Origin of the sequence: Nonomuraea deserti (assembly GCF_004348685.1) — a bacterium.
Classification (GTDB): domain Bacteria; phylum Actinomycetota; class Actinomycetes; order Streptosporangiales; family Streptosporangiaceae; genus Nonomuraea; species Nonomuraea deserti.
The window spans coordinates 1-1546 of the sequence record NZ_SMKO01000399.1 but is presented as its reverse complement, the minus strand read 5'-3'; the positions used below and the strand labels follow the sequence as shown (position 1 = coordinate 1546).

At 73.7% G+C, this 1546-nt stretch carries 2 protein-coding genes; both read right to left on the bottom strand.

Annotation, left to right across the window (positions count from 1 at the left end):
• A partial coding sequence (locus E1292_RS50320; RefSeq protein ID WP_220447474.1) for a lipoyl domain-containing protein occupies positions 1 to 256 on the bottom strand: 256 nt, incomplete at its 3' end.
• Positions 249 to 1403: an alpha-ketoacid dehydrogenase subunit beta gene (locus tag E1292_RS50315; protein ID WP_132606863.1), complete on the bottom strand. Its 1155-nt coding sequence runs from the start codon at positions 1401 to 1403 to the stop codon at positions 249 to 251. The genes E1292_RS50315 and E1292_RS50320, both read right to left, overlap by 8 nt.
• Between the last annotated feature and the right edge of the window lie 143 nt (positions 1404 to 1546).

Genomic DNA, 1546 nt, shown 5'->3' with positions numbered 1-1546 from the left:
GGGGAGGCGGGCCAGTGGTTGCGGCCGGGGAGGTGATGCGGGCGATGGGGTCGCCGGGGGCGATGTCGCGGCCCGCCGGCGTCAGGTGGATCAGGACGCCGTCGTGCTCGCTGACGAGTTCCTCCACCGTCTTCGATGTCTCCACCTCCGCCACCACGTCGCCCGCACGCACCGCCGCCCCGTCCCGCGCCAGCCAGGCGACCAGCACGTACGCCGAGTCGTTGGTGTTCAGCTTGGGCACCCGGATCTCAACCATCGAGCCCTTCCAGTACGGCGCGGCGGATCGTGCTGTCCTGCACCAGCACGTCCCGTTCCAGGTGGGCGGCCGTGGGGATGACGCTGTCGGCCGAGCTGACCAGCTTGACCGGCCGCCGGAGCCGCCCCCAGAGCCGGGTGTGCAGATCGGCGGCGACGTGGCCGCCCCAGGTGCCGCCCGCGCTGCCGTCCTCGGCGACGCAGATCAGCGGCGCGCGCCCGAGCAGGTCGAGCAGGGGCGCCGGGTCGAAGGGGTACAGGCGGGAGGGCACCAGCAGCACGCCGGCCAGGTCGTGATCCAGCAGCAGGGCCCGCATGGCGGCCAGCGCCCGGTGGGCCAGCCCGCCGGGAACGATGACGACGTAGTCGAGGTCGCCGGGAGGGATCTCCGGGCCGCCGTCGACCGGCACGGGGTCGCGGCCGGTCGAGGCCCGGTCGAAGCCGGTCGCGGCCGGGTCGAAGCCGGTCGAGGCCGGGTCGAGGCGCACCACCGCCACGTCGCCCGCGAGCTCCCATCGGAACAGCTCCTCCACCACTCCCGGCGGATACATGCGCCGCGTGTAGAGCACCTTGTCCTCGAAGAGCAGGCACGGCTCCCCCAGCGCGAGCATGCGGTCGAGGACGGCCCGGTTGTCATGGAACGGCGACATCTCGAACAGCGACAGGCCGGGGATGCCGATGAAGTGCTTCTGCGGGCTCTGGCTGTGCGTGGGGCCGTACCCGCGGTGGCCTCCTGAGGGGCAGCGGACCACCAGCGGCATGGGGACGCGGGCGCCGTACATGGTGACGGACTTGCTGGCGAAGTTGAGGATCTGGTCGAAGGCGAGCGCGGCGAAGTCGGCGAACATGATCTCGGCGATCGCCTTGCCGCCCGCGAGGGCCAGCCCGGAGGCCGCCCCGACGATGGTCCCCTCGCTGAGCGGGGTGGTCAGGACGCGGTCGGGGAAGCGGGTCGACAGGCCCTTGGTGATCTTGAAGGCGCCTCCGTAGGGGTCGAGCAGGTCCTCTCCGAGGACGTACACGGAGGGGTCGTCCTCCAGGAGGTCGTGGAGGGCGCGGTTGAGGTCCTCGCCCACCCGGGCGACGCCGCGGCTCGCGACCGGCGGAACGGCGGGGTCCGGACGGCCGGGGCGCTCCCCCGGGCTCATGCCGCCGTCCAGGCCGCCGGTGGGCGGGCGGCCACCTCGGCGGCGACCTCGTCGACGCGGGTGCGGGCCTGGGCCTCGATCCTGGCCGCCTGGGCGGGGTGTGCGGCCTGGTAGGCGGCGTACCAGTCGGTGCGGGGGAAGCC